The sequence below is a fragment of the Streptacidiphilus anmyonensis genome, assembly GCF_000787855.1.
GTDB lineage: Bacteria > Actinomycetota > Actinomycetes > Streptomycetales > Streptomycetaceae > Streptacidiphilus > Streptacidiphilus anmyonensis.
On sequence record NZ_BBPQ01000006.1, the window covers coordinates 191,659 to 197,865 of the forward strand.

Here is a 6,207-nt window from a genome sequence, read left to right on the forward strand (position 1 = left end):
GCCCATGGCCCCCCGACAGGTGGCCGGCCGGCCCGAGTCCGCCCACCCCGAGTCCACCCACCCCAGGTCCGCCCGACGCCGTTCCGCCCCACTCACGGCCGCCCGTGCCGTTGCCGACCAGCGTGTTGGCCCACCGGTAGGCGGGAGCATCCAACGCCCCGGCCCGAGGCACGCCCAGGGCCGCCACCCGGCGTCGGCCCTCGTCCTGCACGGTCGTCAGCGGGCCCGGACGCACCACCTCGAAGGCGCGCCCTGACCGGAGGCGTTCGTGGGCGTGTGCCACCTCAGCTCCCCTCCCCGTTCCGCGCGCCCGTCGCCGGTACGAACCGCACCCGGGTGCCCGGTGACAGCAGCGCCGCCGGCGTGCGGTCCGCGTCCCACAGGCGCAGCGTGGTGCGGCCGATGAGCTGCCAGCCGCCGGGGGAGGGGCTCGGGTAGACGCCCGTGTACGGTCCGGCGAGCGCGACGGAGCCGGCGGGGACGCGGGTGCGCGGGGTGGCGCGGCGGGGCACGGCGAGCTCGTCGGGCAGACCGGTGAGATAGGCGAAGCCCGGTGCGAAGCCGCAGAAGGCCACCCGGAAGAGGCAGTCGGCGTGCCGTCGCGCAGCCTCGTCGGGAGGGACGCCCCACAGTCGCGCCACCTCGGCCAGGTCCTCGCCGTCGTACACGGTCGGGATCTCCACCAGCGGCCCCGTGCCCGCCTCGGCGGCGTGCGGGGTCCACGCGCCCAACCAGGTTGCCAGACCGGCTCGTTCGCGCGCGTCGGCGAGGCCGTCGATGAGCACCGTCCGCGCGGCGGGCACGAGTTCGGCACCGTCCGTGAGCAGGCCGTCATGCTGACGCTGCATCAGGTCGCCGAGCAGCGCGGCGACCTGCTCGTCCGTGCCGACCTCGGCGAGCAGCGCCCGCGCCCCCATCGGACGGACGACCGTGCGCCGCAGGCCCTCGGGACCGCGCCCGCCGCTCAAGCGAACGCCTCGACCGTCACGCCCGCCGACCGCAACGCGCTCCGGACCCGCGCGGCCAGAGCGGCCGCGCCCGGTGTGTCGCCGTGCAGGCACAGGGAGTCGGCCGTGACCGCCACCTTCGCGCCCGACGCTGTCGCGGCCTCGCCGGCCACCGCGATGGAGAGGGCCTGGGCGACGACGGCGTCGGGATCGTGCAGGACCGCGCCGGGCTCGGTGCGCGGCACGAGCGTGCCCTCGGGTGTGTAGGCGCGGTCCGCGAACGCCTCCGCCACCGTGGGCAGTCCCGCTGCGGCGGCCAGGCGCAGCAGCGCCGAGCCGGGCAGGCCGAGGACCGGCAGCTCGCGGCCGAAGGCGCGGGCGAAGGCGGTGACGGCGTCGACGACGGCCGCGGCCTGCTCCTCGTCGCGGACCGCCCGGTTGTACAGGGCGCCGTGCGGCTTCACGTAGGCGACGCCCGCCGCCCCTGCGGTCCGCGCGAAGAGTTCCAACGCGCCGATCTGGTAGGTCAGTTCGTCGGCGAGCTCGGCGCGCGGCACGTCCATGGCGCGGCGGCCGAAGCCCGCGAGGTCCCGGTAGGAGACCTGCGCGCCGATCCGCACGCTGCGCGCGACCGCGCCCTCGCAGACGCGTCGCATGGTGGACGGGTCGCCGGCGTGGAAGCCGCAGGCCACGTTGGCGCTGGTCACGACGGAGAGCAACGCCTCGTCGTCGGTCAGCGTCCAGCGGCCGAAGCCCTCGCCGAGATCGGCGTTGAGATCCATCTCCACCTCCGGCTGCCGCACCTTCGACTCCACGTCCGGCCTTGATCGTATGCGGCCCGCGCGACGCCCGCCGGGCCTGGCCGCCAGTCGGGCCGACAGCGGCCGAGGCCGGGGTGTGAAACGGTGCAAACCCTCCCCTGTCGTGGCGCAAACGGCGCGCCGCGAAGACCACCCGGACGGGACCGGGTGCACCACGCCGTGGTGCGGCGCTTCCCGCTGCCGGTGAACGCGTCGCCGTCGGACACGCGGAACGAGGCGAGCTCGCCGGACAGACCGGGGCGATCCATGCCGTTTGGGACGTTGTCCGTCCGAGCCTCTACGCTAAACCCCCGTGACCACCACCGCCGAAGCAGCGCGCCCGGCCCCGGGCCCCGCGGCCGACGAGGGCCTCGCCCGTCGGCTGCGCGCCCTCGCCTGCACCGCGCCGCTGCACGACCTCGACAGCCGCAAGGCCAATCTGGCGGGCGAGTACGCGGTCTACGGCATGGCGGAGGTCGCGCTCGCCGCGATCGACCTGGTCACCCTGCACATGGACTTCGACACGGGCGCCGACCGGGACCAGGTCCTCGCCCGGATGCTGCCGCGCGTCGCCGCGCAGGCCCCCGAGCGCGAGTGGCGCGAGCACGAGCGGGTCGCCAAGTGGGTGCTGGAGTCGCTGATCAACGTCGGCAGCGTGGACCGCGGCTTCCGCGCCGTCTACGGCACCTTCGCTTCCGACGGCTCGTACATCCGCCGCGACTACGACTTCAAGCTCATCGAGGAGGTCCCGGGTCCTGACGGCGGCGTCTACCTGCGCACCACCGACGAGGCCGTCAACGTCCTCGTCGGCGCGCTCGACACCGACGTCACCTCCGCGCAGATCGCGGCCGAGGTGAAGCTGGAGGTGCTGATCCGGCGCGGCCGCCTCGCCGACGCCCAGCTCGCCGCCGAGCAGGCCCGCTACCGCACCGTCCAGTACAGCGAGCTGCTGCGCCGCGCCCTCGAGGCCACCCGGCGCAACGTGCGCGCCGTGGACTGGATGGAGACCGTCCCGGACCTGATCGCCGAGGCGCTGGAGCACATCGCCGACCGCTACCGGCACGAGAACGCGATCCTCACCAACATCCGCAAGGCCCGCGACGAGTCCGAGGACCCCGAGCACAAGCGCCGTGCCGCCGAGCTCGTCGACATCGTCAAGGACTGCATCCGCCGCCACACCCAGCTGCAGACCCGTCTGCTGGAGGCCGGCCCGCTGTTCCGCGCCGAGCAGGACCGGCAGGCCTTCGCCGCGCCGAGCACGCGCAGCGGCCTGGACCTGTACGGCCAGCTGCTCGCCCCCGTGCTGCCGCTGCCGCTGGAGCAGGCGTCGGCGGTGACGACGGCGTTCTTCCGCAAGGGGATAGGGCTGCGCACCCCGGACGCGGTCCGCCTGACGGATCTCGTCGACGTCCTGCTCACCCCGCCGGTCGAGCGCGAGCATCTGGGAGCGGAGCTCCCCGAGCCCGACCTGATCTCCACCCCCGACGACAGCCGCTTCTCCGACGAGCAGCTGGAGACCGCGCTCGGCCTGCTGGACCTCCCGGCGGACGCCCCCCGCCGCCTCTCCGGCCTGCTCGCCGAGGCCCGCCGGATCGACCCGGATCTGCCGTACCTGGTCGCCCTGCTGTCCGTGCACGCGGCGAGCCCGGGCGTCGGCACGGCCTACCGGCAGGGCGAGGAGCGGCTCCTCTTCGCCGTCGACGACGGGACGCGGCTCGACGACCAGGAGTTCGGCGGGGCCGACCTGATCGTCGGCAGCGCGCTGCTGGACGCGGTCGGCATGGCGGCGGACCGTACGGAGGGGAACTGATGAGCGCCCCCAAGGAAGTTGCCACCTCCCTCTGTCCGGAGCTGAACCGATGATCGACGACGACTACGACGCACCGAGCCCCGGTGAGAGCGCCGCGCGCCCCGCGCCGATCACGCCCGCCGACGTCGCCGACGCGAGCCGGCTGGTCAGCTTCGGCCTCCAGCCGAAGCTGCTGCCCGCGCGTGACACCGAGTACGCCGAGCTGATCCGGCGCTACCGCGACGACCCGTCGTTCGCGCGGCTCGCCGACGCCGTGGCCACCGGCCTGGGGCTGATCGTGCTGGAGGTGTCCTCCCGCGCGGGCATGGCCGTGGCCGCGGCCGAGGACAGCGTGTTCGCGGTGCGCATGGGGGACTACTCCCGCCGCGCCGCGTCCGAGTCCACCGACCGGTTCCTGCACGGGCTCGCGCACCTCGCGGTCGCCGCGCTGGCGTTCCCGCGCCCGGAGGACCTCGCCGACGACGGGTACCTGGGGCGGATCACGGTCAACGGGGTCGACGCCTTCGTCCGCCAGGCCTGCCGCAGGCTGGAGCAGCAGGCGGACGTGTCGGGCGACAACACCGACCCGGTCAGCGACGCGCCGGGCCTGGAGGCGGCCTGGCGCGTCTACGCCCGGCGCAGCGCCACCGGCGCGACCAAGGACGCGCGCAGGCTCGCCGGCTCGACGATCGGGATCGTCGGCAAGGCGGTGTCGTTCCTGGTCGACTCGGGTTTCCTGCAGAAGACCTCGGACGACTCCGGCGGCACCTACCGCACGACCGCCCGCTACCAGCTCCAGGTCCGGGACATGGCCGGCAGCGCCGCGATGGCGGAGCTGCTCGCCCTCGGTGTCGTGCCCGTCTCGGACGGCAGCGCCACGCTGCTGCCGCCCGACGACTCGGACGACCTGGTCACCGACGCCGGCCTGCCGTTCCACAGCGTCTGAACCGCCGTACGGCGTCTGAACCGCCCTGCTTCTGAAAACCCCTGACTCTGAAGACCCCTGATCGGAGATCCGCCGCACCATGTACGAGCTGAACCGGGTTCGCCTGTACTCCATCGGCCCTGCCGGTGCGCGGTACGCCGACACCGTGCTCGACCTGAGCGGCGTCGGCGATGCCGTCCCCGACCCGGCGCCGCGCCAGCCGGGGTTCTTCGACGAGGAGGACAACGGACCGGTGCGCCGCCCGGCGCCCGCGGGCGTGCTGTTCCTGGAGAACGGCGGCGGCAAGTCCGTGCTGCTCAAGCTGATCTTCTCGGTGATGCTGCCCGGTCACCGCAACACGCTCGGCGGCGCCAGCTCCGGCGTGCTGCGCAAGTTCCTGCTCGCCGACGACTGCGGACATGTCGCGCTCGAGTGGCAGCACACGCTCACCGGCGAGACCGTCGTCGTCGGCAAGGTCAGCGAGTGGCGTGGACGCCAGGTCTCCGCCGACCCGCGCAAGTTCGCCGAGGCCTGGTACTCGTTCCGGCCCGGCCCCGCCCTCGGCCTCGACTCGCTCCCCGTCGCCGAACGCGCGGTGCTGATGCCCGCGCCGGGCCAGGAGGCGCCGAAGGTCAGCGCCCGCGGCCGCCGCCGCACCATGAAGGGCTTCCGCGACCTGCTGATGGAGGCCGGCAAGCTTGCCCCCGAGCTGGAGATCACCTGGGAGGAGGGCCACGAGCGTTGGACCGAGCACCTGAGCGCGCTCGGACTCGACCCGGAACTCTTCCGCTACCAGCGCGAGATGAACGCCGACGAGGGTGAGGCGGCCGGTCTCTTCGCGGTCAGGAGCGACAAGGACTTCACCGACCTGCTGCTGCGCGCCGTCACCGACACCCGCGACACCGACGGGCTCGCGGACCTGGTGCACGGCTTCGCCTCGAAGCTGGGTCGTCGCGCCGAGCTGACCGCCGAGCGGGACTTCACCGGCGGCTCGCTCGATCTGCTGCACCGCATCGCCGAGGCGGCGACCGCACGTGAGGGCGTGCGGGAGAACCACCGCTCCGCCGAACGCCGCGCGCGACGCCTCGCCCGGTCCCTTTCCGCCCGCGCGGGCCTGGAGCGGGCGCGGGCCGGCGAGTTGGAGGAGCAGGTCGCCACCGCGGCCGACGCGGTGTCCGCCGCGCACGACTCCCGTACCCGGCAGTCGCTCATCACCGCCGAGTTGACGCACCGTCATGCAAGTCTGGCGCTGGCCGACGCCACCGCCGACGCCGCCGCCCTGCGGCGCGAGCTGCTCGACGCCCGCACGCTCCACTCCGCCTGGCAGGCCACCGAACTGGTGCTCCGTCACCGGGCCGCCGCCGACCGGGCCGCGCGGGTCTCCGCCGCGATCCGCGAGGCCGAGCGCGACGCCGCGCCCGCGCTCGCGGCCCGCACCAAGGCCGCCGTCGCGCTGGTCCGGGCGCTGGAGGCCGCCGCCGAGGCGGCCGAGGAGCGCGCCGACAGCGAGGAGGCGCGCGCGCACGAGCTGCAGACCCAGGGCGAGGCCGGCCGCCGCGACGCCACCGCCGCCGCGACCGCCGCGCAGAAGGCCCGCTCCGAGGGCGACCATCTGCGTCAGCGTCTCGCCGAGGTCGAGCAGGAGACCCAGCAGGCGGTCCGCTCCGGCTGGATCGACACCACCACCGGCGAGGTCGACAGCCCCGAGCCGATCGATCCGGCCCGTGCCGCGCTCGAGGCGGCCGA

Annotated in this window: 4 protein-coding genes and 2 pseudogenes; 3 read left to right on the forward strand and 3 right to left on the reverse strand. The window is 74.6% G+C overall.

Translation table 11 applies throughout. The annotated features are described in order from the left end of the window. The 3 genes and pseudogenes from TR50_RS48595 to TR50_RS09630 form a co-directional block, all read right to left on the reverse strand. Positions 1 to 283, reverse strand: a pseudogene (locus TR50_RS48595) (hypothetical protein); the annotation flags it as partial. A gap of 1 nt (position 284) precedes the next feature. After that, positions 285 to 917, reverse strand: coding sequence for a 5-oxoprolinase subunit B family protein (locus tag TR50_RS09625; RefSeq protein ID WP_042417826.1), 633 nt, complete (start codon positions 915 to 917; stop codon positions 285 to 287). Positions 918 to 964: 47 nt separating this feature from the next. Then, positions 965 to 1,729 (reverse strand): LamB/YcsF family protein, encoded by a 765-nt coding sequence (locus tag TR50_RS09630; protein ID WP_042417828.1) that lies wholly within the window; start codon positions 1,727 to 1,729, stop codon positions 965 to 967. A gap of 331 nt (positions 1,730 to 2,060) precedes the next feature. Between TR50_RS09630 and TR50_RS09635 the strand changes: the two genes are divergently transcribed. From TR50_RS09635 to TR50_RS09645, 3 genes and pseudogenes are all read left to right on the forward strand, one after another. After that, a complete protein-coding gene (locus TR50_RS09635) occupies positions 2,061 to 3,557 on the forward strand; it encodes a hypothetical protein (RefSeq protein WP_042417596.1) in 1,497 nt (498 codons plus the stop codon). A 49-nt stretch (positions 3,558 to 3,606) separates the two neighbouring features. After that, positions 3,607 to 4,482: a hypothetical protein gene (locus TR50_RS09640; protein WP_042417597.1), complete on the forward strand. Its 876-nt coding sequence runs from the start codon at positions 3,607 to 3,609 to the stop codon at positions 4,480 to 4,482. A 79-nt stretch (positions 4,483 to 4,561) separates the two neighbouring features. Further along, a pseudogene (locus TR50_RS09645) lies at positions 4,562 to 6,207 on the forward strand (hypothetical protein); the annotation flags it as partial.

Coding starts and splice junctions, on each gene's coding strand:
- TR50_RS09625 (WP_042417826.1), bottom strand. CDS start 917: ATGGGGGCGCGGGCGCTGCTCGCCGAGGTCGGCACGGACGAGCAGGTC.
- TR50_RS09630 (WP_042417828.1), bottom strand. CDS start 1,729: ATGGATCTCAACGCCGATCTCGGCGAGGGCTTCGGCCGCTGGACGCTG.
- TR50_RS09640 (WP_042417597.1), top strand. CDS start 3,607: ATGATCGACGACGACTACGACGCACCGAGCCCCGGTGAGAGCGCCGCG.